A 24565-nucleotide genomic window follows, 5' to 3' on the forward strand; every position below is an offset into this window, starting at 1 on the left:
CTCCTTAGTTTGAACCGATGATTACTGTAAAAAACTTCTGCCACTCGCGGTGAAAGCCGCCGCCGGCATCGGCCACCACCACCGCCTTCACCTTTTGCTTGTGTGCGAGCGTCAGCGTGTAGGCTGCCGTTGCACGATAGGTGCCCGCGCTGCCGGCAACATAATCCATCGCCAGCGGCCAGACCTGTCCGGGTATCTCCGTGTCGCCGGTTGTCAAAAGCGTGAGCTGCACGGTGGCATTGTTTACCGCCGCGCCAGTGAGGCCGTTGGTGAGCGCGGGGATCTCGATGATGTTGTCGCTATTGAGAATGAGAGTGTCGTCTAACATTATTTGTCTCCTGGTCGCGCGCTAATGTCGCCATCGAGCGCGGGCGTGGCCTGCAGTGATCCATCCATCGCCGGCGCTGCTGTCACCTGTGCGGCCAACGCCGGGTATGCCGTAATCGCGCCGAGCAGCCAGCCGATAAAGACATTACCGCCGACGATTAAAATGGAGCCGAACTGCTCACCGCTTTCAATGCCGGATGGCGCAATCACCGTGGCGCCCGGTATCACAAACGCATCACCGAACAGCTCTGCACTCACCACACCATTGGGCACGATAATCACCGAGCCTGGCTGCACCGTGAGCGCGCCAAAAGCCTCGCCGCTACCGATGCCGGCAACATCAATGGACACTGCACCGGGCGCCACACTCAGCGCACCCACGGCCTCGGCGCTGGCGATGCCGGTCGGCAGCAACAGGCCGCTGGCCACAATCTGCGGACTGCCCAGAGCCTCTGCCGAGGCGATGCCCAGGGGCTGCAGCGAGATCGCGCCATTGAGCAAGGTGACGGCGCCAAAGGCCTCGGCACCGGGAATGGCAGCCGGCTGCACAGCCACCGCGCCAGGGACAACCGCAGGGCTGCCCAGCGCCTCCAGGGAGGCGATGGCCTGCGCAATGATCGTGGTGGCACTGGAAAGACTGTGTGCGCCGACGGCCTCGGCACTAGGAATGGCAGACGGCTGCACCGCTACCGTGCCTGGCAATACCGCAGGGCTGCTCACCGCCTCCAGGGAAGCGATGGCCTGCGCAATGATCGTGGTGACACTGGAAAGGCTATGCGTGCCGATGGCCTCGGCACTGGGAATGGAAGATGGCTGCACCGCCACCACTCCAGGGGCAACCGTTGGCGCACCAATAGCTTCGGCGCTGGCAATGGCGGACGGCTGCACCGCCACCGTGCCAGGCAATACCGCAGGGCTGCCCATCGCCTCCAGGGAAGCGATGGCCTGCGCAATGATCGTGGAGATGGCAGACAAGCTGTGCGCGCCAAAGGCCTCACCACTAGCGATGCCGCCAGGCAGCAACACCACCGCCCCAGGGGCAACCGTTGCCGCGCCGACGGCCTCGGCGCTGGCGATGGCGGAAGGGGTGAGTATTTGAGGGCCGCCTCCTGCCGAAACAGGAATGTATTGGGTGCGCGGCCGAAATGCCCGCCCATTAAAATCTTCTGAGTAGTAAGCAATTTCCTCATTACTCATCGCCCTGTTGTGGATCGCAAGGAAATCGCCAGTACAGTGTGGGCCGTTTGAAGAATCAGACCAAAGCCCCCTAATAAAACCAGACGCGTGATCTATTGGCTCCGCCTGGAAGTCCGACGAAATAGCGACTGAGTGGACCTCCACACCGTTAGCAAAAAATCTAAGCGTGGAAAAATCATAAACGACCGCGACCACCGTAACCTCATTAACAGTGGCGACAGCATTGGGCGTGATATGTGTATGGATGGCAAGCGCAGAATCAGTCCAGCGGAAGAACAACTTCGTAGCGTAATGATTCGTGGGATTTATGATGAAATTGTAGTGCTTGAAATATCCGCCAGGATTCCACCCAGTATCTGAGTCTGCGAGGATAATCTGCCCATACTTATTAGTCTGGTGCATATTAACGCGCGCCATAATTGTAATCGGCTTATTCGGGCGGACCTTGCCTCCCGCGCCAGCATGTAACTGGCACGCCACATTGCTCGTATTTTCTGGAAACACCCAGCTGCGCCCTAGTGAGCGGCTAATACTGGGGGCGAGCGTTCCGCCACCCAAATTCCAATCCCCCCTGGTCTGCGGCGCTATATTCGCCCAACCAGCAGCAGCTGGCACGATAAACTGCCACAAATCTTTTGCAAACTCACTGGATGGTTGAGCGCCCGAGGGCGGCTTCCGAGTCCACGGTCGTTTTTGGAAAATTAGTGGCATTAGGTAATATCTATGCTTACTGAATCACCGTCCGCCCCAGATGCCGGAATGGTTTGCCCGGAATTGTTGTCTACAACGAAACCGAAAAACTGCGGGGCTACAGAACACCCAAGCACCGCATTAATCGAATCAATATTGACCTCGACCTCTGCGCGATTCGATGCGTTATATACAGTTGTATAACTGCCCACCCACTTCAGTTCAGGAGCAGCATCAACCTTAGCCGCTACATCACCCACGTTCGCTGGATCAATATTGGCATCCCACTCAACTCCGTCCTGCGATGTCACGCAATAAACGTCATAAGTCCCAGCTACCGCGCTGGCGTTGATAGGGATTTGTAGATTGATTGAATAGTCCAGCTTACCGCTCGAATTATCAATCCCACCAAAAGCCTCCGCCACGCCGTTAGCGTTTGAGTGCAGCCGGTCAGTATTGGCCAGTGCAGTTCTTGTACCTGCTGTGTATGCCATTTTACACCCCTAATAATCTGTCAATTGATTCGTCAATGGCGGCCTGAACGATCGCGTCATTAGTGTCAGTATCGCCGTCAATGATGCCCATAATTGTGGCCAGGGTGGCGGCACTTTTATCTGCCAGCACATAGTTTATTGCCGCCTCCAGTTTTGATTCTGGATTACCAATAGCTGCTTTAGCCCATGCCATTTTCTCAGCGACAGGAGTTGCTTCTTGCGCAATAGCATGTGCCTTCTTTGCAATAGCCATAGCGCACTTGTTTCGCAGCAAAGAATTTGACCGTAATGTCTGTAATTCTAAATATGTCGCCATGTCATACGTCTCCGTTATTTTTCAGTTTATCAATTGTCATTACCAAGCCCCCTTGCCAACAACCCGCACATCGCCAACGTCATCCGCATCGGGATCCCAGCGGCTGGCTTTGGTGGGGGCTGCGGTGTATTCGATGGGACAGGCGTCCTGGTTGCTGGCGTAGTACGCCAGGGCGATGGCGATGGCGGAATCGCCGTGGCGTTTGAAGGCGGCGTTTTTGGTGTCGGCCTGGCGCAGGCCCGGCAGTTTGATGATGCCATCAATCATCTGCAGGGCGCGGATGTCGTTTTTAATGTCGGCATCCTGCGGCAGGTCCAGCATCTGGTCCTGGAAGGCGGTTTGGAACGGCACCATGTTGTCGCGGTACCAGGCGTTGTTGAGCATCACCTGGTCGATGCGGGTGTGGCCGAATTTGTCGGCGGTGTACTCGGCGATGGTGGCACCGTTACCGGTGGCGTCCATCGCGCCTTTGCGGAACTTTGGCAGGGCCTTGATGATCGTCCAGAGAATCTGCTCTTGCTGGCGCGTGGGCACGTTGTGCATCTCGACCAGGAAGGGGACGCGCCGCACCAGGCTCTGGCCGATTTCCATTGGCGCGATGACGGAGAAGTCACCGTGGCGTGCAAAGTCTTCGCCGTAGACATGTTCCAGGCCGGGGCTCAGGCTATCTAACAGCGGCTTTAAATTGACGTTAATCCACGCCTCACACCACGTCCGTCGATACTCTTCAGAGCGCAGGGCAAAGTCGCTTTGCAATGCCAGGCGCAGCACGGGCCGCTTTTCATGCATGCAGTTTTCGACCAGTACGCCGGGGATGGCGACGCCGGATCCGTCGCGCGGGATGACGTCCAGCTCTTCGCGCATGGCGGCGGTGTTGGCGCCGTAGCCCTTGCGGACTTTCTCGTACCAGGCCTTCTTGCCTTCCTCGGTGGGCTCCCAGCCTTTGACGAAGCACACGCGCTCATACAGGCCGTTGGCCACGGCATCATCAAACGACACATAGAAAACTTTGAAGGCGTTGAGGCTTGACCTGGCATCTTTGATGAGCTGGTTGAACGGGTTGTTGGTGCCGTTGTGGGTGGAGATGATGCGGATCTTGCCGCCCCAGATGATCAACGCCGTGGCGGCGTCGATCACCGACTGCACGTTGGCATGGAAGGCGGCTTCATCGATTACCACGATGCCCTGCAGGCCACGAATGTTGGCCGGGTTGCTGGACAGCGCGACGATCTGAAACCCGGAGGCAAAGCGTATGCGATAGGCGGTGATGTTTTTGCTGGTGCCGTCCGGCTGCTGGTCTTCAAACAGGAAGACCTCGATGCCGTTCCAGCCTTCGGCCATTGCCATTGCCATCACCTTGGCCATGTGTGCGCAGTAGCCGATAAACTCCAGGCCCTTCTCTTTGGTGTCGCCGACGTAGTAGACGTTATCGCCGCCGGCGTCCTTGCGACTGGCGGAGGTGATGGATGAGTCCAGTGCGGTGGCGTAGGTGATGCCGGTGCGTCGGCCCTTTTCCGAAATGGTTAGATCTTCTGCGTGACACAGCGCCAGCCATTGCTGCTGGTGCAGCATCAGCACGCCATCGGCCAGCGGGTTCTGGGCGGCGGGGATTTCGCGTACCGAGGCCGGCAGCTCTTCCCAGCTGACGGTGCGGATGACGTCGGAAGGTGCGCCCTGCATTACCAGCCACGCGCAAGGCACTGGTGAAAAAACAGGGCTCCAGCAATACAGGCGCCCCATGCCCAGAACGGTCCGCCTGCGACGATAACAATCAGGCTGCCTGTCAGGCAGACATGGTTGCGTGCTACATCGCTCATCACTTCACACCCAGCACTTGCTGGCGCCAGAACTGCGCCTGGTCCTTGGTGAGGCCCTGCTGCTGGGCGGCAATCTCTACGGCGTCGGCGGCTTCGTCCAGCGCCTTGTGGCGGGCGGCCTGCTCGATCTGAAACTTGCGGGTGTTGACGTCCGAGCGGTTGAGGCTGGCAATGCTGCGGATGAGCGCCGGCAGCTTGATGTCTTCATCGTATTCGCCGTTGCGTATCACCGACATCAGTTCCTGCTGCGCCAGGGCGGTGAGGGTCTGGTTCATAGCGGCGCCGTCATCACCCACTACCTCGGCAAAGGCCTTGGCCATTTCAATAGATTGCCTTAGCTGCTTCTGCTCCTCTTTGAATTTCTTGCCGTAGCGGCCGATGGCGCTCTTGCTGATTTCATAGCCCTGGCCTTCGAGTAGTACGGCCAGGTCGATATAGCCGGTGAAGCGCCGGCGCACCAGCTCCTGGTCAAGCCATGCTTTGACCTCCGACGGCAGCGAGGTGATGCTGGAATTGCGTCCGTGCAGGCCGGTGGTGTCGGGCTCGGGTTTTTCGGATGGATGGTAGACGCCCTCCACACCATTGGTATTTTCGGCGGCGAGGAAGGCCATGCCCAGGCTGGTGACACGGCCTGCCATCCAATCAGAATTATCCACGCGCAGCAATTCAACAAGGCCTTTTTCTCCCAGGGTAGACAATGAGCGACGCACGCGCTCAATGGTGGGCGATAGCTCGGGGTCCGTTTGCAGGGCGTTAAGCACGGCGATCTCGCCTTGCGGATCCGGATAAGAGCGGTGCAGCGCCTGGAGGATGCGCAGGCAGCGCAGCCGATCAAGATTATCGTTGTTCGTTTTCATTGGTCTGGCGTTCTATATCGCTTTTGACTTTTCCGTTGTGTGCGCCGATGAGCTGGTTCAGGTCTTTGGCGACGGCATCCATCTTTTTGAACATGGCCTTGAAGTTGTCGCTGGCCACCTTGGTCATGTTCTGCAGGTCGTTTCTGTAGGTGTCCTCGCGCACGTAATCCTTATGGATCTCGTCGCGGGTATCGTTGATCTTTTTCTCGTTGGTCCGGATATCCGTACTGTTCTTTTCGATCTTGTTGTGGTGCTCGCTGAACCGCTCGTCGATACTCTCCTTGTGTTTGTCGAGCAGGTAGAAGACATACTTCAGCAGACCGGCAACCGAGCCGGCGATGGCGACCACGACGCCTACGGTGTTCCAGTCGATCATTTGTGCTTTCTCTCCCAGTCCTGTTTGCAGTAAATACAGCGCACGGCATCCGGCCTGGCTTTGAGTCTTTCCTTGGGAATAATGTCGGTGCAATCGATGCAGATAACCCGTCCGCGAGTATCGATCCGCTGTTGCTCGCCCTGGCCTTTGTCTGGCGCTGACAGCGCGGCATCGATCGATCGCTGGCGATGCTCCATCTCCAGCTCTTTGGCGCGGTCCAGATCATCCATTGGTTTTATTCCCGGTGATGCGCTGCGCCAGTGCGCCGGCGATGCCGATCGGCAATGCCTGGCCGGCGGCAATGGCCTTGTCCTGGCTGCGCTTATGCACGGAGATGCCGAGCACGGATAATGCGACACCCCAGATCACTGACAGGCTGGCCATCGCGGCGATCAGGCCAGCGGCTTCTTTAGGATGCCAGACAATGACAATGCTGATGGCCAGCATTTGCATGCCCCAGGTGATGGCGACGATATAACCGAAGAACGGGCGCCAGCGGCTAGTAAACTTGTCACCGCTTTGGCTCTCTGCCCGCATGGTGGCGTTGACGGATTCCAGCCGTTTGGTGTCGGCCTCCAGCTCGGCCACCACCATTGGCGTGATGGCGTTCTGGAATTTGATCCGTAGCTCGGGGTCTTTCTTGATGGCGTCGATGGCGGTGTTGACATCGCCGATGCCGGTAATCTCCTGGGCAACCTCCAGCGCCTTGTCGGCCACATCGGCGGCCTTTTTTCCACCCAGCAGACGGACCAGTCCGGGGACGTATTCAGCGAGCCCCAATACAGCGGCGATAGATATCATGCGATCATCCTCAGTGCGTCTTCCATGCTCAATAGACCGGGCACATAGACCGTTTTCGGTTTGCGTAACAGGCGGGGTTGTTTGATGGCGGTGAGGGGTTGCGCGCGATCGAACACCACGGCAGCAGAGGTTGACACATGCGTCCACTGGCCGAACTCATGGATCACCTGGTCATACAGGCACGAGTAATAGATCCAGCGCGCAACTTCTAACGGCGTGTGGCCGGTGACAACAATGTCCGCAGCGCAGCCGGAGATGTGTTGCGATGTCTTTGATCCGCCAATCAGGGTATTGAGCTGCACGGGACGCACGCCGCTCAGTATGTGCACCGGCCCCAGGGCCTCTCGCAGGGGTTGCAGTACGTTGATGCACAGGCGCAGCAGGTTCAGGTAAACCGCGTCATTGATCTGCACGTCAATGACAATGCCGTGGCGCGCCGCCACATCAGAGCGGGTGAATTCGTCGAGATAAAAATTGTTGGTTAGCTGTATGCGGCTCATGCCTACAGACTAGGGGCATGGGGCCGGGGATGGACGGGGGAACGGGTACCGGGGGAATGCTTAAGGGGTGCTTTTTACATTACAGCAAGGCGCAATAGTGGGCAATAGTTTAAAACAATTCCTGCTGGTCATCCGGCGCCTTGTCACCGACGCGACGCTTGAGCTTGCGAATGCCGCGCTCGGTGTAACCGTAACGACGTGCAAGCTGAGAATTAGATTCGCCCGCATTGACAATTTCCTGCTCTCGGAGCGCGCGCATGGCGGCATGGCAACGGGGGATCTCGATCTCTTCGCCGGCGTACATGTCGACCAGGTTGTTAAAGGCTTGCGCACCGATTCCGTCCATCAGCCAGTGGTCGTGCCGTACCCGCGTCGGCACGCACAGGCGAATGCCACCACGCTCTTCGACGATGACCAGGGCGGCAGCCAGGCCGATGACCTCGACCAGGTCCTGGACTGAGGCCGGGAGGCAGTCGATGGATGCGCTAGACAGTTTCATTCTTTCGGCACCTGGCTCAGCACATCACGCACGGAGGGCCAGCGCTCCTTCGTGTCGGCGGCGGTGGTAAAGGCGTCGCGCAGACGTTTGGCGCCACGGAACCGGCAGCGCTGCTGCCAGTCACGCTTGGGCCATAGCTCGCGCAGCCATCGCTCGGCCTGCAGGGTCAGGGTGTCGTACGCGGGCATGCCTTCCATCGACATCATCACCAGCTCGGCCAGTGAGCCGCACACGGTGCGCGTAAACCATTCGGGCACACCTTCGGGGGTTGGGTAGTGTTGCAGCGCCTCGATGGCCTGTGCCGTTTTTGAGGGCGGCCTGGTGGGACTATGTGCAAGCCCCTGCCCGCTGGCAGGCAGGGCTAGTGCAGTCACTGAAACGGTCTCCAGCACGCGCTTCAGGTAGTTATGATTGGTGAGTGGCTTGAATGCCCCTGCGTCCTGTTTGCTGCGCATGGATTGCACGCTCTCGTGCATCGCTGCGGCGAGTACGGCCGGCTCGGTGTGCAGGGCCATTGCTTCGCGCATCAGGCGCAGGGCGCGGTCATTGGCCAGGTCGCGGGTAGCGGGCCGGAACAGGCCGAGGTAACAGACCAGCGCCGTGCCGGACAGCGTGTCGAGCTGGGACAGCGTGGCGAGCAGCTCTCGGCCGGATTCATCCTGGCACAGCGCAACGAGGTCAATTCGCGAATGGCAAATGGGGCAACGGTTGAGCTGCATTACTCTGTTCTCCTGCCGTGCCGGGCGGCATCAAACACCAGCGCCGCGACCAGGCGATGCAGCTGCCCATACTCCAGCCACTCAAAGCGCTCGATGCCGAACATATTTTTTGCCATGCCATCGGCGTAGGCGTCAGGCCGCTGCACTTCGGCCAGCATGGCGCGGACCTTTTTCACCATCTTCTTCTTGTCTTTGGCGGGGCGCGTGCGCCGCTGCTGGGTGAACACGGCGCCGCATTTCGTCAGGTGGTTAATCACCATTTTACGCCCGGTTTCGTCCAGATCTTTCGCGGAGCGAACGCGGGCAATCACCCACAGCATGTCGCGATAGGCGTCATCCTACATACCCAGCTGCTTGGCAGCCAGGTGGATCTTTGCCAGCTCGATGGTGCGTGATTTGTAGGGGGCTTTAGTGCTCATTGCATTACGCCGTTATGCGACCTCACCTATCAACGACTCGCCGCAGAATGGGCAATAGCTGGCAATCATTCTTTCCTTAATTCTCTTGGTTTTTGTGCCTCCGCTTTTTGTCGGCAGATCGAAACTTCCCTCAATAGGGAGCGAGGGCTTCATGCCAACAGACCCACCAATCACATAGACATACCCACCTAAACCAATATTGATTCCGGTTGCTTCCGGATTGGCATTCTGCACTCGCTGCAAAAGCTTTTTTTCAAGAACCGATCTGCAATCACACATATCAATACATCCTCAGCTAGTTGTTGTCTGCTCGTCGGTAACGAGCTCGATGGTTTCATTGTTGGCAATGAAGTGGCGCTTGAGCGGACCGAAGGCTTTCCAGAAGATTTGCCTCCCTTCGATACGGCCGTCGATGTTGAATTTTTCTCGGGCGTCCTTCTTTCCAAAAACTCTGATCAATTGTTTCTTTTCTTTTTCGGAGTACCTCGCCTTTGTGCGCAACGGAAGAAACCGCCTTGCTTCTTCGCACCATGCGTCATCCTTCTTAAGGAGCCATTTACCCCTAAAGACTCCGTCAACGTAGAGCCGAATGGCGTTATTGAATTGATCGACACGCTCCAGCACCAATGTCACTTTGTAGCCATCGCAGTTGAGGTAGACCGGGCTAAAAAACTGCTTCAGTCTTTCCTCGACCTCTTGCCACTGCTGTTTGGTCAGCTTGCTCATTTGTTTTCCTTCTTCACCACGGCCTGGGCATAGAGTGTTTCGACGTGCTGATTTTCACTCAGTGAGCACGAGACGCCGCCCTGCGGCACCCAGCCATTTTTTATGCGCTCATTGACGGCATATTCCAGCAATTCGGCATCGTCGGCGGTAACAATAAAATATTCCATGAGGCGTTCCTTCTGTTTAAATTGGTGCCGTACTCTCCGAGCTGTCACACCACTGGCCCCGATTATGTGCAAGGCTTTGTGCAGGTGTCGCACCCTGGGCGATAGCTGCATCGCGTTAGGGCTGTAAATTGTTAAGCCCGTCTCGTGGGCCAGTCGGTCGAGTCACGCGATAGAGGCTGTCGCGCCTCGACTGCTGGTGTTACCCGCCACCGCCAGCTGGGCGCTCTCCGTGTTCAGGCGGCGCTGTCCGTCTGCCGGGTATCTTTCTCGGCCTCGGCAAGCAGGGCGTTCACCAGCTTGTCCACCTCGTCATCCACGGGCTTGATGGTGACGATGTCTTCGTCGGCGGTGATGCTGATGCCCAGGCGCTTCAGATCGGCGGCGGTGAGGTCCGACACCGAGGGCTTATGCACGCTTTCTTTTACCGTGATCATTAGGTCTGCCTGGTTCTTTGGCAGCAGGGCGCGCATGCGCTTGATCACGGCCTCGTCATCCGCGATCACCACCTTTCCCCGCTGCTTCATGTAGCCGATACGGATACCGGCGATCGTGAGCGTGCGGGGTTTGATGAACAGCTCGGGACTTGATTCAAGCGCCGCCTTTAGTTTTGCGTGGGCCTCGGCAGACTGGCCGACACCCTCCCGGATGACCGGCAGCACCGGATGCTTGATGCGCTCCAGCTCTTCATGCAGCGCGGTGATGATGCCAGTGAGATACGCGCGCGATTCGGCATAGTCGCGGGTGAGTGTTTCGATTTCAGCGAGGGACATGGTGTTTCCTTGGTGGCTAGGTTGGCAGGTGCAGCTGGCCGCGCAGGTCGGGCAGCGATATGTTTTTCATCCGGGCGATCTGCTGCAGGCCGGTCATCGCGCGGCCGTACAGGAACTCACAGGTCTGTTCCAATTCTTCAGGGGTGTCCGCCATGAAGTAGCCGTCGCAGGGGTGGGCGCAGATGTGATGGCCGCTCATTCGCAATGTGGTGATGTGGGCGCGCAGCATCCGCTGGCCGGCCATGTCGGGGCCTGGTTGGCCGGTGATCTCCGACACCAGTACATCGGCCCGTGCACCGTTCTTTTGGCCGATGTGGCGGGCCAGTGCTTGCAGTACGTCATCAGTTGCGAACATTGCAGACTCCTTGTGGTTGATCACTACCGTGGCTCTTTACTTGGGTTCTTTCATGGCGTTGTACAGCCAAATCGCGACAGCGATGAGGGTGGCAATGGCGCCGGTGGCAAAGCTAAGTGCGGTTTCCATGCTGCTCTCCTTTTTTGGGTCGTCGGGTGTTGTCGGGTTAGTGCACAACGGTCCACTGCACGCGGCAGCCGTTAACGTCGGCCTGCATGGTGGATTCGCGGTTGTTCCACTTGTATTCACCGCCGCCCAGCGATGCGCATCGCTGTTCTGGCTGGATCCAGATCACTGGCTTGTGGTTTTCGATGACAGCCCTGAGTACGGTGAAGCCGTCTTCCGCCAGGCGTAGTGCGCAGCTGTAGGCGAGGCTTAAGGTGTCCAGGGCGTGCTTGTTCTGCACGCCGATGCTGGCGGCTGGGTGCTCGATGCGTGGTCTCATACATTTCTCCCGGTTCGGTTGTTGGTGCAGTCGCGGCAGGCGCGGAATAGCCTGACGCGCGTGGGGTTGGTGGCGGCAAACTTGCGGCGCTGGTATTCGAGACAGTGGTGGCCTTCGAGGTCGCCGTACACGGGGCATTGCACAGTGGCGTGCATTAACGCCCCTTCAACGGCCTGTTTAACGGCGCCAATATCGCCCTTGTATTTGCAGCCCAGGACGGTGTTCACTACGGCGGGCGAGTAACCGATCCTGGTGGCGAAACTTGCCTGGGATGTCTGGTCGCAGTTCTCGGCCATCAGCTGTACCCAGTCGGGTAGTGACGGACCCCACGCCTCGCGTGTTTTTTCTACGGTCGTTTTTTTAATCATTTGCGGTGTCCTCTTTGGGCCATACCACTTCGCCCAGGTTGGGGTCGAACACCTGCCTGATGCGTTGCACCATCGGCGGCCGTGGGCCGGTGTAACGGCTCTTGAGGAAGCGGTAGCGGGCCTGTGCGCCGGTGCCGGGCTTGTGGCCAGGCTTCGCCGGCTGGACCAGCACCAGGTAGCCGGCCTTGTGCAGGTACTTGATGTAGTCTTTCGCGTCGGAGAACTTCACTGGCGTCTCTTCCGTCGATGCCGTGCTGGCCAGCTCGCGGGCGGTGAAGTCGGCAATGATGCGCAGCGTGCGCCACAGGTTTTCGCGCACCTTGCCCTGCGTTACCTCCTTGCCGTCGCGCGTGACTCGCGGGGTATCGGCGCCGACGTCACGCGCCAGACACCAGCGGCTCTCGATGAATTTTCCCTTCGCATTCTTTTCGCGCTGAAGTCCTTCGATGCGAGTCAGGTAGCCGGCCTTGGCCAGCCCGACCACGTAGGTCTTGATGGTGCCGGTGGCGACGCGGGTCTTGTCCTCGATGTCGCTGATGCCAAATTCACACAGCTCCCGAATCGCGGCCCAGACGGCGTCGCGGTCAGTGATGTGACCGTGTCGCAGTTTGTGGTGCACGGGCTGGCGCTTGTTTTTGGTGGCGGCCATTACACTCTCCTGCGCGGCGCTTCGCCGGTGAACAGTTGGCGGGATCCCCAGGCGGCGAGATCCATATGGTCCGTGCCGAAGGCCAGCGCCTCCTGCTCGATGCGATCGAGATTGACGCAGATGCGACGCACCGAGCCGCGCGCTTCATCGGCAACCTTGGCCATCAGGTCATCGGCGATGGTGATCTTCTTGACGTACAGGCTGCGCAGGGCCTTGGCGTCTTCCAGGTCGGCGGGCTGGGCCAACACCCAGTCCAGCATCCGGTTGTGGAAGCGCTCCCACTTGCGCAGCTTGCTGGGCAGCTGCTCTTCGCCGATCAGTAACATGGGTGCGCCGCCGCTGGCCTCATACAGGTCCTGCACGATTTCGACGGCCTTCTTATCAGCCATGTACTGCATCTCGTCGATGATCAGCGGCCGACCGGACAGGGCCAGCTCTTCGCCGGCCTGCAGGATCATGTCGCTGATCGTGCGCGCGGCTTTGATGCCCAGTTCTCTGAGCAGATTTTCCATAAACGATTTTTTTGACCAGGCACTCATGCACTGCAGGTAGTAGGCCCGGTACCGGTTGGCGGTGTACGCGGCGGCCGTGCTTTTTCCCCAGCCGCTGGGGCCTGAAAAACAGACCATGCCGGGCAGATGGTGGGCTCGCGTCATGGCGCGCTCCAGTGCGGCAACGCAAATGGCGACGTTGGCCAGCGGTGCGACGGTGTTGACGGGTGGGCTGTGTTGATCCATGCTTGTTCCTCCAGTAGTTGTTTTTTGTTTTTTGTTTTAATCGTTCGTTAAGTACACGCCCGCTGCTCCCACAGCGGGTTTCTTTTTTTAGGCCTCTTGAGCCAGCCCAAAATCTTCTGCGACCGCGCGCTGTGCGCGGTATTCCGGTGTCTGCTGATACCGGGTGTGCCATGTGCGGTCTTGTTCGGTGAATTCGTTTCCTGCCTTGATGCCTTTATCCAGCTGCACCCATCGCTGATAGCGCTGGCGCGGTTGCTCGGGCATTTCGTGCACGACGGGTTCGCTGGTGAGCGCTTCGATGGCCTTGCGCTCTGCCGCCGTAAGCTCGCGGCGCTGCGGCTGGTTTGAATGATGTGTGGCAGGTCGAAACTGACGCACAACCTTGGCCTGTGGAGTGCCGGAGGCAGCGGTTGTAGGCAGCATGCTGGCAACTTCGATGGCGTCCATCCGTTGCTCGGCCTTGGCGGCGATCTTGGTGGCTTTCACCATTTCACGGCGGGCACGGTTGTGCTCTCGGGCGGCTTCGGTATCGCCAAAGCCGGTGGCAGTAACGCAAGCGGCTTCGGCGATATAGCGGCCATCCAGGGTGTAGGCGTGGATGGTTTCATGGAGCTGCTGCGGATCGAACCGCACAACAATTTTCTTGCCGACGAATTCGTAGAGTGCGTCGGCGTGGTAGCGATTTTTGCCCATGCCGTAGGCCTTGCCTGCATCGAGCGTGAGGCTGCCATCTTCAGCGACCCTGATACTTTCGGCCGCCATCAACCAGAGCCGACGCTGTTCTGCGGTGGCCTTGCGAATGGTGGCGCGCTGGTAGCTTTCCGCGAACGCCTGGTCAAAGCTCAGCGTGCCGTCGCAGATTTCGGTGCGGCGGCCTTCGCGCGCATTCCAGGCGGCGACCTCGTCTGCCAGCACTCTCATGAAGGTTTCAAGTGGCACAGCCTTATCGCCATAGTTGGCAGGCTTGGCCATCGGGTTGTCGCCGGTAAACGCGCCTGCAAAGGCAGGGTGTTTGTCGACGTATTCGCCCATGCCGCCGACACCAAAGGAACGCTCGACCGGTTTTGCCTGGCCGTGACCTTTGCCGGCGATGACCGATGTCCAGTGCACCTGCACGCCGAGCATGGGCATGATGCCGAGCGGGTCGTCCGCTTTGACCTTAAACCGGTACCGGTTGGGCACGCCGCCCGTCATCCATTTGTTGGCGGCGGCGCGGGTGTTATCGATGGTGGCGTGTTCGGGGATGCCGTACTGTTCGACCAGGTCGCCAAAGCTCAGGCGCAGCATGTCGGTGTTTTCGGTTTGGTCAGTGCGGTAACTTAAATATTTGCGGCTGCGGATGTCCTGCCAGAACCAGGTCTTGGGTCGGGCAATGGTGCCGTCGGGCCATTTCACAAAGACGTTGTGTTGATAGCCGTCGCCATTGATCCATTGCAGGGCTTGAATGTCGCGCACGCTGCGCTGCTGTGCCGGGAACATCTTCACCAGGGCGGACTCGCCCTCGCGCAACAACACCAGCATGGTGCGGGGGATTTCTTTGCTGATCCTACGCTCGACGGTGCGCAGGCAAGGGATTGTCCAGCCATGCGCTTTGGCGGTGCGTTTCAAGCGCTCATAACAGGCAGCGGCACCGGGCTGTTCTTCTCGCAGGTAATCGGCCTTGAAGACCTCCCATGCCTCTTCGCTGAAGCTGGCGGCGGTGAGGCGGCCGGTGAATCCGGGCACCAGGGCGGCCAGCCAATCGGCGCGCGCATAATGTCTTACGCCGGGCGTGCCGTTGCGGCCGTTGTACCAGCCATAGAGTGTGGATTTGTTGGTGTTGTTGGCGGCGGCGACCGCTGCCCATGCCTGTGTCTTGGGTGTGCCGTGCTCAATCAACGCGAGCGCTGAAAGAATGGCCTTCAAACGGTCGTTGGCGCGGTCTTTTTGCTTCTGCGTTTTTTTGTCAAAGTGCGTCCATAGGCCTTCGGCGTCGTAGGTGAACTCGGTGCCAATTTCCGGGGTTTTTATTGTCTGTGTACTCGGCACTTCGCGCTTGAGTAGTGCGGCCTGGGTTTCAATGGGCAGGTCGTCAAATGCATACACATCACCCTTTCCCTTGGGCTTTTTTTGAGACTCCCACGCGCCCCGTTTGGCTCGTCGTATGACGCCACTCTCGGTTTCCGGCATCCCCGGCAACCCGGCGAGTATGGCAACATCGTAGTAGCGGTTTTCGCTCATTCCTCGGCCTCTTCAAACAGGCCAAGCTCAGGCGCCAGGGTCTTGCTGACGTTCTCCCGATGACCGGCGATCTGGCTCATCACACTGGTGAGTGCCGAGATGGTTTCGTCGGCATCGGCACTGTCTTTGTAGAATCTCGCCAGCAGGTTTATGGCGTCGTTAAAGCTGGTCTGCAGGCCGAGCACGCTGGCGTCATCGACCTTGGCGCCCTTGGGGATATCCACCACCAGTTTGTGGGCGCTGGCAGCGATGTATTGGGTCACAAAAGTGCAGCCGCAGGCGTGCTCGAAGGGGCGGATTTTATTGCTGGGCAGATAGCCGTTGGAAAGCCACTTGTAGACGGCCCATTCGGTCGTGCCGATCAGGTCGGCCACCCGGGGGACGGATAGATTTTGCTTTTGCTGGGCATAGTCCAGACAAAGGCGGATTGCATGCTGCTGGCTGCTGGCCTGCACCCCTTTCCAGCGCCGCTTAGCCATTGGAATCACCTCCTGGGGCGTTCGTCCAAATAAAGCCCTGGGCTGCCGTAGCCAGGACAACATGTCCTCGTCTAGGCTTTAAACAACACGGCAAGGAGCCAGCAAATGAATACAGGAGCATCATGCGGCCTCTCTCTGCGCACTATTCCGCGCAGGCTTCGTTGGGGTACACTTTCCACCCAAACAACCGTTAGATTTTTTGGCCTTGCCCCGGTCAGGCTGCCCCTGGTCGTTGTAGCGCGTGGGCCAGATCAGTTGTGGAGCAACACCAAGGGCGGCTGCGATCAGGCGTTCGGCCTTTGGCCAGGGTCGGCTCAACGCATGCTTGAGTGTCGATGGCGATTTGTAACCGTGATGAAGACTCAGACGGCGCAGGCTCCACCCGGCTTTTTCCAGGGCGGCCTTTATGTCCGCCTTGTGCCAGTCCAAAGAGGCTGGTTTTTTTGAAAGTGTTTGTTTACTCATGGGGATGAAATGTAGCGCGTGATTTCACGCATGTCAACGGAATATGACGCGTCAGATTCTTTTTTTAACGAATTTCCACGCACCAAATAACAAAATGGCGATATAACAATGACTTACAGCGAATCTGACGCAACAAAAAAGAAAATGACCGACGGTCAGATTCCCGATAAAGAATCTGACGCCTTTGTTGAAAGGTTAAAACAGGCTATGGGGCACAATAGCGTGCGCGGGTTTTCGCGCATATGCGGCATTCCAGAAGGCACATTTCGCGCATACCTGAGAGGTGGAGAGCCACCACGACCGGCGTTAGTTGCTATTGCTAAGGCTACAGACGTGTCATTGGTGTGGCTGGCAAGCGGCGAAGGCGCTATGCACCCGGAAGATCAGTCACGGGTGAATGAGAAAGACCTGGACGTCCTGGAGGAGCTGATCAAAGAGGTTGAAGGCTGGATTCAAGATGCGGAAGTCACAATTGACCCCTCAAAAAAAGCAGTTTTGTACCGATTACTGTATGAGGAAGCACTAGAGGGTCGCCGGATGCCGAAAAAAGCAGACGTGGCTAGATATTTAAAGCTGGTATCTTGAGGAGTGGTAAGCAGTGGATATGGTCAATGAAGGATGCAAAAAAGATCAGTTAAAACAAATACTAAAGGAAGTTTCTGACGGTAAAAAAGATACGACAAAGCAACGCAGAGAATCAAAAATTGCGGATAATTCAGTGAATATCAGCTGCGGTAATATTTATGTCGGCAATCACGATCATTCAGGAAAATCCATAAATTTACAGGCGGCCGTATTTATCATAATCATCGCAATATTTGCGTATCTGGCGCTGCATGTTGGGCAGGAAGCGCATGCGTCCAAGACCATAGTGATACAATCGGATGGAGATTCCCTGGAGTCCCTTAAACGCCAAGCAATAAAGCTATTTGAAAATAATCGTCTGGATTTCACGCCTTAAACAACAACAACAAAAGGAGATTGTCATGGAATGGCTGATATTTTGGATTCTGTGTGGTGTTGGGGCCGCATTAATAGCATCAAGCAAAGGGGGGAGCGGATTTCTGTGGTTTATTATGGGGATTCTATTCGGCCCTTTCGGGCTTCTTTTTGCGTTTTTTGCGGGACCATCGAGGGTCGACTGCCCCCATTGTAAAAGCAGGATCCGAGAAGATGCCACAGTCTGCCCCAACTGCCAGCGAGACTTATCGAGCCCTGCGGCAGCCGAAGAATAATTGCATTCGCAAATTAAGTGTCGCGGTCAGTACATTCCGCAATTTTTCGCATTTTTAACAAATCGTTAACCGGGGCTTTAAATCGGCCTGTAAGCCCCGGTTTTCAACGCCTTCCCGCCCGATCCACCTTCTTCCCGGCCAGTCCCGTATATTTCGCATAGTAAGAGTCGGCTAACAGCCGGAATATAGTCGAGGGCGTTAAACGCGGTCGGCGTGGTCAGGCGCAACGAAATGCAGGGTTCGGGAATAGTAGTAAGTGGTCGGCGTGAGAGGATTCGAACCTCCGACCCCATCCTCCCGAAGGATGTGCGCTACCAGGCTGCGCTACACGCCGAATCAATCTAGTGGTAATCAGGTTTTATGAGCCGTCCTGATAGCGGGTATTGGCTATTCTACTAACTATTCTACTGGCTATATTCTGCTGGCTAGTAGGTGCGGCTGACGGAGAAATCGGCGAGGGTTTTCAGGGCGTCAGCATATTTGGAAGCCGGGATATGTTGCAGCTGCTGGATGGCCAGATCGGCCTCCTCCCGTGCTTTGCGCGCAGTGTACGCGATGGCATCGGTCGATTCAATGGCGCTCATGACCTCGCTGATATGGTCGCGACCACCGCTTTCAATGGCGTTGCGAATCAGCGCGGTTTGCTCGGCTGTGCCCTGGCGCATGGCGCGAATCAGCGGCAGGGTCGGTTTGCCCTCGGCAAGGTCGTCGCCGACATTTTTGCCCATTTCCTCGGATGAGGCGCTGTAGTCCAGCACATCATCCACCAGCTGAAACGCGGTCCCCAGATGCATGCCGTAGCGTGCCATGGCCTGTTCCTGTTCAGGGGGCGCGTCGCGGAGTACGGCTCCCAGCTGCGCGGCGGCCTCGAATAGCTTGGCGGTCTTGCAGTGGATGACGTCAAGGTAGCGTTGCTCGGTGGTGTCGGGGTCGTTGCAATTGAGCAGTTGCAGCACCTCGCCTTCGGCGATGACGTTGGTGGCATGGGCCAGGATTTCCATCACCCGCATGCGTTGGGCGTCCACCATCATCTGGAAGGCGCGGGAATAGAGAAAGTCACCCACCAGCACGGCCGCCTCATTGCCCCACAGGGCGTTGGCCGTCTCCTGGCCCCGGCGTCGGTCGGAGGCGTCCACCACGTCATCGTGCAATAGCGTGGCGGTGTGGATAAATTCCACGATGGCGGCCAGATTGAAGTGCTGGTCGCCCGCATAGCCGAATGCCCGTGCCGAAAGCAGCACCAGCACTGGCCGCAGCCGCTTGCCGCCACTGTCGATGATGTAACCGCTGATCTGGTTGACCAGCGCCACCTCGGACTGTAAACGCTTTTTAATCAATCGGTTAACAGCGGCCATGTCATCGGCCACGAGCAGATTTACCGCATCAATGGTGTGCGGCATGGGCGTGAGGCTGGGCTGTTTGGCGAGGTCGTTAAGGGCGTAATCGGGCATAATCAGACGTGTCTAGGCATCAGCAGGCCGTGGTTTGGGTGTGTATTCGCATCATGATAGATAAAGATAGGCATTATGGGTTTGACGCGCCGTGGTGTAAACGCTAAAATTCGCGGCCCTTGTCGGTACGTGTCAGATCTGTCCGGGATTTCCCGCCTGGCGAGTGTGAAGTTAAACGCGTAGCAAAGCGAATTTATTTCGAATGTGGCTTTACTTGACGCAGGACGTTTTATTCGTAGAACGTTTGGAAGAGCAACATTAAAAACGCATTTTTAGTCTGGTAATTTATTTTGGAGAATACGGCCATGTACGCGGTAATTAAAACCGGTGGCAAGCAATACAAGGTTTCAGAAGGCGCGACAGTTCGGGTCGAGAAAATCGCCGCCGACGAAGGCGCGACCGTCGAACTTGACCAGGTGCTGATGGTTGTTGATGGCGAAAACGTGAACGTGGGCTCGCCGCTGGTGGCGGGTGGTATGGTCACGGCAACGATCGTGGCGCACGGCCGTGGCAAGAAGGTCGAGATCATCAAGTTCCGTCGTCGTAAGCACCATCGTAAACAGATGGGCCATCGCCAGAGCTATACCGATTTACAGATTACGGGTATCAAGGCCTAAGGGCATTTGGTTCCGGGTACAGTTGATTAGGGTACAGTTGATAAGTAAGTACAGAGGAATTCACCATGGCACATAAAAAGGCAGCCGGTAGTACTCGCAACGGCCGCGATTCAGAATCCAAACGCTTGGGCGTTAAACGCTTCGGTGGCGAAGCGGTCAAGGCAGGTAGCATCATCGTGCGTCAGCGCGGCACCCGCTTTCACCCCGGAACCAACGTGGGCTGCGGTAGGGATCACACCCTGTTTGCAACCGCTGACGGCAAGGTGACGTTTGAAGTGAAGGGGCCCAAAAATCGCTCTTTCGTCAGTGTGGTATCCGCATAGACACTGTGATGGTTAAACGGATCACGGAAAGGCCCCGTTGATCGGGGCTTTTTTTATTTTAAGGCAGATAATTTAAAGGCAGATAAAAGAGAAAAGAGAAAAGAATAAATAACAGACGTTTCAACGATTGTTTGTTTTGCTTTTCTCTTTTCTCTTTTCTCTTTACTGTGTAGCGCTATGAAATTTGTTGATGAAGCCCGAATTAAGGTCGCTGCCGGTGATGGTGGTAACGGCTGCGTGAGTTTTCGTCGCGAAAAATACATCCCTAAGGGTGGGCCCGATGGCGGTGATGGCGGTGATGGCGGCAGCGTCTATCTGGAAGGTGACGCCGGCCTGAATACGCTGGCGGACTTCCGCTTTCAGCGCAGTTATCGTGCCGAGCAGGGCAGAAAGGGTATGGGTTCGGACTGCACCGGCCGGTCTGGTGATGACCTGATTGTCAGGGTGCCGGTGGGTACCGTGGTGCGTGACGCGGATACCGGGGAAGAGATCGGCGATGTGGTGGAGGTGGGCCAACGCCTGCTGGTGGCCAAGGGCGGCTTCCATGGTCTGGGTAATGCGCGCTATAAGAGCAGCACCAACCGTTCGCCACGGCAGAGTTCGCTGGGCACGCCGGGCGAGGTGCGTGATCTCGATCTCGAATTGAATGTGTTGGCCGATGTGGGTCTGCTGGGTCTGCCCAATGCGGGCAAGTCGACCCTGATCACGGTGGTCTCCAATGCGCGCCCCAAGGTGGCGGACTACCCCTTTACCACGCTGCATCCCAATCTGGGTGTGGTGAGTCCCGCGCCGCACCGCAGTTTTGTGATCGCCGACATCCCCGGTGTGATCGAGGGCGCGGCCGAGGGCGTTGGGCTGGGTATCCAGTTCCTCAAGCACCTGTCGCGCACCCGCTTGTTACTGCATCTGGTGGATGTGGCGCCGCCGGATGGCCACAATCCGGCAGATGACGTGCGCACCATCATCAATGAGCTGGGCAAGTATAGTGACGCGCGAGAGGGGCGTGAGCTGGTCTCCCGTGATCGCTGGCTGGTGTTGAACAAGCTGGATCTGTTGCCGGCGGACGAGCGTGATGCCCGTTGTGATGCCATCGAGGCCGCCCTGGCGGGGCAGATCGGTGAGGCTGATCGGGTGTATCGTATCTCGGCGGCCCAGCGCGAAGGCACCCAGGCCCTGATGTACGATATCCTCAATTATCTGGAAGAGCATGCGCGCACCGAGGCGGATGGAGAGACGGGTATGGGTGGCGTCGACATCAGCACGCTACAGTAAGGCGGAAAAACGGATGACGGTCATCGCCAGCGACCGCTATTATCCATAACTGATCCATAACTCATCACAAGCCATCACAGCCAACCACGACCTCATCATTGACGACCAGCCGCTGACGTTGACAACCCCCATGAAACGAGCCGATCTCACCCAAACCCGACGCTGTGTGGTCAAAATCGGTAGCGCGCTGCTGACCGCCAATGGCCAGGGGCTGGATCGTGAGGCCATTGCCGGCTGGGTAGCGCAGATCGCCGGTCTGCGTGCCAGGGGCATCGAGGTGGTGCTGGTCTCCAGTGGCGCGGTGGCCGAGGGCATGATGCGTCTGGGTTGGCAGAACCGCCCCAAGGCGCTGTTCGAGCAGCAGGCGGCGGCGGCCGTGGGCCAGATGGGGCTGGTGCAGGCCTACGAATCCTGTTTCCAGCGGCACGCTATCCATACCGCCCAGGTGTTGCTGACCCATGAAGACCTCTCGGATCGCCAGCGCTATCTCAATGCCCGTAGCACCCTGCGCGCCCTGCTGGGGCTCGGCGTGGTGCCGGTGGTCAACGAAAATGACACCGTGGTCACCGATGAGATCCGCTTTGGCGACAACGACACCCTGGCGGCGCTGGTGGCCAACCTGCTGGAGGCGGACTGCCTGATCATCCTCACCGATCAGGCCGGGCTGTTTGATCGGGATCCCCGCCGCCACGCCGACGCCAGGCTCATCGATACCGCCAGTGCCAATGACCGCACCCTGGAGGCGTTGGTCGGTGAGGCGGGCGCGCTGGGTCGGGGCGGTATGCTCACCAAATTGCGGGCGGCGCGCCTGGCGGCGCGTTCCGGCGCCGCCACGGTGATCGCCTATGGGCATGAGCCCGATGTGCTGGCCGCGGTGCTGGCGGGTAAGAGTATTGGCACCTTGTTATCCGCCGAACAGGCCGCGCAGGCCGCGCGCAAACAGTGGCTGGCGGGGCATCTACAGTTGCGTGGCCAGCTGGTGCTGGATGATGGCGCGGTGAAGGTGTTGCGTGAATCGGGCCGCAGCCTGTTACCGGTGGGGGTGACCGCGGTGAGCGGTGATTTCAGGCGCGGTGATGTGGTGGCCTGTGTGGATCAGGGCGGTAGCGAAGTGGCCCGTGGACTGGTGAATTACAGCGCCGCTGAGGCCAAAAAGATCAGCGGCCTGCCGTCTGCCGAGCTGGAGGCGGCGCTGGGTTATGTGGATGAACCGGAGTTGATTCACCGGGATAACCTGGTGTTGTGCTAGCGGGCGAAGACACCAACTCAATGTTACGGGCACAAAAAAGGCCGGTCAGATGACCGGCCTTTTTGTATCGAGTGGTATCGGGTGCTTGCTGCCTTACATCGCGCGGATGCGGGTGTTCAGGCGGCTCTTATGCCGGGCGCCCTTGTTGGCGCTGATCAGGCCCTTGCCGGAAACACGATCGATGAGAGGTACGGCGTCCTTGTAGAGGGCTTCGGCCTTGTCTTTTTCGCCGGCGTCGATGGCGTAAACCACCTTTTTCACGGCGGTACGGAAGGCGGCGCGCTGGCTGGTATTGAGCTGGCGATTCTTTTCCGCCTGGCGGGCGCGTTTTCTGGCTTGTGCTGAATTGGCCAAAGTCTTACTCCATCTATCGTTAAATATGCGTGTGTGCGTTGTCTTGATCCATGCCTCGATCCAGGGCGTCAGCCCAACACCGAAGAGGGCGCATAATATGCGTTTTTATGTCCTGTTTGTCAACCGTTTGCCGGGCCTGAATTGGGCGCAAAGGGTATATTTTGGGCTGGCGGCCGGGACGGGTAAGATGACGCCTTTTCATCAACCTAAAAAAATGACCATAAGAATATCGATGAAGAGCTTCGCCCCATGAGCCGCCGTCTGCTGAAATCCACCGGACTTGTCAGTGTTATGACCACCCTGTCACGGGTGCTGGGTCTGGCGCGGGACGTGGTGTTTGCCAATGTGCTCGGCGCCGGCGGCAACACCGATGCCTTCTTTGTGGCTTTCAAGATCCCCAATTTTCTGCGTCGCCTGTTTGCCGAAGGGGCGTTCGCCCAGGCCTTTGTGCCGGTGCTGACTGAATACAAAACCCGGCGCAGCGAGGCCGAGGTGCGCAACCTGGTGCAGAACGTTGCCGGCACCCTCGGTGGCATTCTGTTTGTGCTGACCGTGTTGGCCGCGGTCGCCGCCCCGGCGCTGGTGATGCTGTTTGCGCCCGGTTTCATCGACCAGCCAGAGCGTTTTGATCTTACCGCCGAGATGCTGCGCATCACCTTCCCGTATCTGCTGTTTATTTCACTGGTGGCGCTGTCCGGCAGCATACTCAACAGCTTTGGCCGGTTTGCGGTGGCGGCCTTTACGCCGGTGTTTCTCAACCTGGTGCTGATCGCCGCCGCCCTGTGGGCCGCGCCCTATTTTGAGCGGCCGGTGCTGGCGCTGGCCTGGGGTGTGTTTATCGCCGGTATCGTGCAGCTATTATTCCAGTTGCCCTTCCTCAAACGCCTCGGCCTGCTGGTCTGGCCACGCTGGGGCATGCGCGACGAGGGCGTGCGGCGTATCGGTCGGCTGATGCTGCCGGCCATCTTTGGCTCCTCCGTGGCGCAGATCAATCTGCTGCTCGATACCGTGATCGCCTCGTTTCTGGTGGCGGGCAGCGTCTCCTGGCTGTATTACTCGGATCGTCTGGTGGAATTCCCGCTGGGCGTGTTTGGCATCGCCCTGGCCACGGTGATCCTCCCCAGTCTGTCGCAGAAACACGCCGCGGCCAATCCGCAGGACTTCTCCCGCACCCTCGACTGGGCGCTACGCTGGGTGCTGCTGATCGGTGCGCCGGCGACCGTGGGCCTGTTGGTTCTGTCGGGGCCGATCCTCATCACCCTGTTTCACTACGGCGCCTTCGATCTCCAGGATGTGGACATGGCGCGCCTCAGCCTCATGGCCTACTCGCTGGGTCTGCTGGGTTTCATCGGCGTGAAGGTGCTGGCGCCGGGCTTTTATGCCCGCCAGGACACCCGCACGCCGGTGCGTATCGGCATCATCGCCATGCTTATCAACATGGGGCTGAACGTCGCCTTTGTGGTGCCGATGGTGCTGTTCGGTATCGAGGGTCCACACAGCGGCCTGGCGCTGGCCACCGCCTGTTCGGCGTTCATCAATGCCGGGCTGCTGTTTCGGGGGCTGCGGCGGGAGGGGGTGTTACAGCTGTTGCCCGGCTGGGGCCTGCTGGCCCTGCGCGTGTTGCTGGCGAGTGCGGCGATGGCGGGACTGTTGTGGTGGGGGGTGGGGGAC

General features: G+C 58.3%; 33 protein-coding genes, 1 tRNA gene and 1 pseudogene. 7 read left to right on the forward strand and 28 right to left on the reverse strand.

From position 1 onward, the window contains the following. Nucleotides 1–4 precede the first annotated feature (4 nt). The 25 genes and pseudogenes from RRB22_01195 to RRB22_01315 all read right to left on the reverse strand — a co-directional run bounded on the left by RRB22_01195 (nucleotide 5) and on the right by RRB22_01315 (nucleotide 16393). Nucleotides 5–328: a hypothetical protein gene (locus RRB22_01195; protein ID MDT8383011.1), complete on the reverse strand. Its 324-nt coding sequence runs from the start codon at nucleotides 326–328 to the stop codon at nucleotides 5–7. Continuing rightward, nucleotides 328–2235 carry a LamG-like jellyroll fold domain-containing protein gene (locus RRB22_01200; protein MDT8383012.1) on the reverse strand — a complete coding sequence of 636 codons (1908 nt, stop codon included), beginning with the start codon at nucleotides 2233–2235 and terminating at the stop codon, nucleotides 328–330. The genes RRB22_01195 and RRB22_01200 overlap by 1 nt, the downstream gene beginning before the upstream one ends. Continuing rightward, a complete protein-coding gene (locus tag RRB22_01205) occupies nucleotides 2235–2708 on the reverse strand; it encodes a hypothetical protein (GenBank protein ID MDT8383013.1) in 474 nt (157 codons plus the stop codon). Before RRB22_01205 ends, RRB22_01200 begins: the two co-directional genes overlap by 1 nt. Nucleotide 2709: 1 nt before the next feature. Beyond that, nucleotides 2710–3024, reverse strand: coding sequence for a hypothetical protein (locus tag RRB22_01210; protein ID MDT8383014.1), 315 nt, complete (start codon nucleotides 3022–3024; stop codon nucleotides 2710–2712). A gap of 39 nt (nucleotides 3025–3063) precedes the next feature. Then, on the reverse strand, nucleotides 3064–4704 hold the full coding sequence (locus tag RRB22_01215) for a hypothetical protein (GenBank protein ID MDT8383015.1): 1641 nt from the start codon (nucleotides 4702–4704) through the stop codon (nucleotides 3064–3066). Between the two features lie 136 nt (nucleotides 4705–4840). Then, complete coding sequence (locus RRB22_01220) at nucleotides 4841–5698, reverse strand: DUF3486 family protein (protein MDT8383016.1); 858 nt, start codon at nucleotides 5696–5698, stop codon at nucleotides 4841–4843. Next, nucleotides 5679–6074 carry a hypothetical protein gene (locus RRB22_01225; protein MDT8383017.1) on the reverse strand — a complete coding sequence of 132 codons (396 nt, stop codon included), beginning with the start codon at nucleotides 6072–6074 and terminating at the stop codon, nucleotides 5679–5681. The genes RRB22_01220 and RRB22_01225 overlap by 20 nt, the downstream gene beginning before the upstream one ends. Continuing rightward, nucleotides 6071–6304: a TraR/DksA C4-type zinc finger protein gene (locus RRB22_01230; GenBank protein MDT8383018.1), complete on the reverse strand. Its 234-nt coding sequence runs from the start codon at nucleotides 6302–6304 to the stop codon at nucleotides 6071–6073. The genes RRB22_01225 and RRB22_01230 overlap by 4 nt, the downstream gene beginning before the upstream one ends. Then, nucleotides 6297–6875 (reverse strand): 3TM-type holin, encoded by a 579-nt coding sequence (locus tag RRB22_01235; GenBank protein ID MDT8383019.1) that lies wholly within the window; start codon nucleotides 6873–6875, stop codon nucleotides 6297–6299. Before RRB22_01235 ends, RRB22_01230 begins: the two co-directional genes overlap by 8 nt. Then, a complete protein-coding gene (locus tag RRB22_01240) occupies nucleotides 6872–7375 on the reverse strand; it encodes a D-Ala-D-Ala carboxypeptidase family metallohydrolase (GenBank protein MDT8383020.1) in 504 nt (167 codons plus the stop codon). Before RRB22_01240 ends, RRB22_01235 begins: the two co-directional genes overlap by 4 nt. 109 nt (nucleotides 7376–7484) lie before the next feature. Further along, nucleotides 7485–7874: a Mor transcription activator family protein gene (locus tag RRB22_01245; protein MDT8383021.1), complete on the reverse strand. Its 390-nt coding sequence runs from the start codon at nucleotides 7872–7874 to the stop codon at nucleotides 7485–7487. Continuing rightward, a complete protein-coding gene (locus tag RRB22_01250; protein MDT8383022.1) occupies nucleotides 7871–8593 on the reverse strand; it encodes a hypothetical protein in 723 nt (240 codons plus the stop codon). Before RRB22_01250 ends, RRB22_01245 begins: the two co-directional genes overlap by 4 nt. Beyond that, a pseudogene (locus tag RRB22_01255) lies at nucleotides 8593–8919 on the reverse strand (phage protein GemA/Gp16 family protein). Before RRB22_01255 ends, RRB22_01250 begins: the two are co-directional and overlap by 1 nt. Before the next feature lie 105 nt (nucleotides 8920–9024). After that, the gene (locus RRB22_01260) at nucleotides 9025–9291 is read right to left on the reverse strand and encodes a hypothetical protein (GenBank protein ID MDT8383023.1); all 267 of its coding nucleotides are present in this window, start codon (nucleotides 9289–9291) and stop codon (nucleotides 9025–9027) included. A 12-nt stretch (nucleotides 9292–9303) separates the two neighbouring features. After that, nucleotides 9304–9738: a hypothetical protein gene (locus RRB22_01265; protein MDT8383024.1), complete on the reverse strand. Its 435-nt coding sequence runs from the start codon at nucleotides 9736–9738 to the stop codon at nucleotides 9304–9306. Further along, nucleotides 9735–9905, reverse strand: coding sequence for a DUF1737 domain-containing protein (locus RRB22_01270; GenBank protein ID MDT8383025.1), 171 nt, complete (start codon nucleotides 9903–9905; stop codon nucleotides 9735–9737). Before RRB22_01270 ends, RRB22_01265 begins: the two co-directional genes overlap by 4 nt. 233 nt (nucleotides 9906–10138) lie before the next feature. Then, nucleotides 10139–10675 (reverse strand): hypothetical protein, encoded by a 537-nt coding sequence (locus RRB22_01275; GenBank protein ID MDT8383026.1) that lies wholly within the window; start codon nucleotides 10673–10675, stop codon nucleotides 10139–10141. Between the two features lie 16 nt (nucleotides 10676–10691). Continuing rightward, a complete protein-coding gene (locus tag RRB22_01280) occupies nucleotides 10692–11030 on the reverse strand; it encodes a hypothetical protein (GenBank protein ID MDT8383027.1) in 339 nt (112 codons plus the stop codon). Nucleotides 11031–11196: 166 nt separating this feature from the next. Then, on the reverse strand, nucleotides 11197–11475 hold the full coding sequence (locus RRB22_01285; protein ID MDT8383028.1) for a hypothetical protein: 279 nt from the start codon (nucleotides 11473–11475) through the stop codon (nucleotides 11197–11199). Then, the gene (locus RRB22_01290; protein MDT8383029.1) at nucleotides 11472–11843 is read right to left on the reverse strand and encodes a transcriptional regulator; all 372 of its coding nucleotides are present in this window, start codon (nucleotides 11841–11843) and stop codon (nucleotides 11472–11474) included. Before RRB22_01290 ends, RRB22_01285 begins: the two co-directional genes overlap by 4 nt. After that, the gene (locus RRB22_01295) at nucleotides 11836–12492 is read right to left on the reverse strand and encodes a hypothetical protein (GenBank protein ID MDT8383030.1); all 657 of its coding nucleotides are present in this window, start codon (nucleotides 12490–12492) and stop codon (nucleotides 11836–11838) included. The genes RRB22_01290 and RRB22_01295 overlap by 8 nt, the downstream gene beginning before the upstream one ends. Beyond that, nucleotides 12492–13229 carry an AAA family ATPase gene (locus tag RRB22_01300; protein ID MDT8383031.1) on the reverse strand — a complete coding sequence of 246 codons (738 nt, stop codon included), beginning with the start codon at nucleotides 13227–13229 and terminating at the stop codon, nucleotides 12492–12494. The genes RRB22_01295 and RRB22_01300 overlap by 1 nt, the downstream gene beginning before the upstream one ends. An 87-nt stretch (nucleotides 13230–13316) precedes the next feature. Beyond that, a complete protein-coding gene (locus tag RRB22_01305) occupies nucleotides 13317–15449 on the reverse strand; it encodes a transposase domain-containing protein (protein ID MDT8383032.1) in 2133 nt (710 codons plus the stop codon). Next, nucleotides 15446–15928, reverse strand: coding sequence for a hypothetical protein (locus tag RRB22_01310; GenBank protein ID MDT8383033.1), 483 nt, complete (start codon nucleotides 15926–15928; stop codon nucleotides 15446–15448). Before RRB22_01310 ends, RRB22_01305 begins: the two co-directional genes overlap by 4 nt. Before the next feature lie 120 nt (nucleotides 15929–16048). Next, nucleotides 16049–16393 (reverse strand): helix-turn-helix transcriptional regulator, encoded by a 345-nt coding sequence (locus RRB22_01315; protein ID MDT8383034.1) that lies wholly within the window; start codon nucleotides 16391–16393, stop codon nucleotides 16049–16051. A 108-nt stretch (nucleotides 16394–16501) separates the two neighbouring features. On the opposite strand from RRB22_01315, the gene RRB22_01320 reads away from it, so the two are divergent. Together RRB22_01320 and RRB22_01325 are read left to right on the forward strand one after the other, a co-directional pair. Beyond that, entirely contained in the window at nucleotides 16502–16978 is a 477-nt protein-coding gene (locus RRB22_01320; GenBank protein MDT8383035.1) for a helix-turn-helix domain-containing protein, read from the forward strand. A 13-nt stretch (nucleotides 16979–16991) separates the two neighbouring features. Continuing rightward, nucleotides 16992–17354 (forward strand): hypothetical protein, encoded by a 363-nt coding sequence (locus RRB22_01325; GenBank protein ID MDT8383036.1) that lies wholly within the window; start codon nucleotides 16992–16994, stop codon nucleotides 17352–17354. A 531-nt stretch (nucleotides 17355–17885) separates the two neighbouring features. Here RRB22_01325 and RRB22_01330 read toward each other — a convergent pair. Together RRB22_01330 and ispB are read right to left on the reverse strand one after the other, a co-directional pair. Beyond that, nucleotides 17886–17962, reverse strand: a tRNA-Pro gene (locus RRB22_01330). A gap of 91 nt (nucleotides 17963–18053) precedes the next feature. Continuing rightward, entirely contained in the window at nucleotides 18054–19028 is a 975-nt protein-coding gene (ispB, locus tag RRB22_01335; GenBank protein ID MDT8383037.1) for an octaprenyl diphosphate synthase, read from the reverse strand. Between the two features lie 356 nt (nucleotides 19029–19384). On the opposite strand from ispB, the gene rplU reads away from it, so the two are divergent. From rplU to proB, 4 genes are all read left to right on the forward strand, one after another. After that, nucleotides 19385–19696 carry a 50S ribosomal protein L21 gene (gene rplU / locus RRB22_01340; GenBank protein MDT8383038.1) on the forward strand — a complete coding sequence of 104 codons (312 nt, stop codon included), beginning with the start codon at nucleotides 19385–19387 and terminating at the stop codon, nucleotides 19694–19696. Nucleotides 19697–19761: 65 nt separating this feature from the next. Beyond that, on the forward strand, nucleotides 19762–20019 hold the full coding sequence (gene rpmA / locus RRB22_01345) for a 50S ribosomal protein L27 (protein MDT8383039.1): 258 nt from the start codon (nucleotides 19762–19764) through the stop codon (nucleotides 20017–20019). Nucleotides 20020–20196: 177 nt separating this feature from the next. After that, complete coding sequence (gene cgtA, locus RRB22_01350; protein ID MDT8383040.1) at nucleotides 20197–21291, forward strand: Obg family GTPase CgtA; 1095 nt, start codon at nucleotides 20197–20199, stop codon at nucleotides 21289–21291. 130 nt (nucleotides 21292–21421) lie between these two features. Continuing rightward, entirely contained in the window at nucleotides 21422–22540 is a 1119-nt protein-coding gene (proB, locus tag RRB22_01355; GenBank protein ID MDT8383041.1) for a glutamate 5-kinase, read from the forward strand. A gap of 93 nt (nucleotides 22541–22633) precedes the next feature. Here the strand turns inward: proB and rpsT are convergent, their stop codons facing one another. After that, a complete protein-coding gene (rpsT, locus tag RRB22_01360) occupies nucleotides 22634–22894 on the reverse strand; it encodes a 30S ribosomal protein S20 (protein ID MDT8383042.1) in 261 nt (86 codons plus the stop codon). Between the two features lie 249 nt (nucleotides 22895–23143). Here rpsT and murJ point away from each other — a divergent pair. Continuing rightward, nucleotides 23144–24565, forward strand: a 1422-nt coding sequence (murJ, locus tag RRB22_01365) for a murein biosynthesis integral membrane protein MurJ (protein MDT8383043.1), incomplete at its 3' end; no start/stop codon positions are given.

Source organism: Gammaproteobacteria bacterium, assembly GCA_032250735.1.
GTDB lineage: Bacteria > Pseudomonadota > Gammaproteobacteria > SZUA-152 > SZUA-152 > SZUA-152.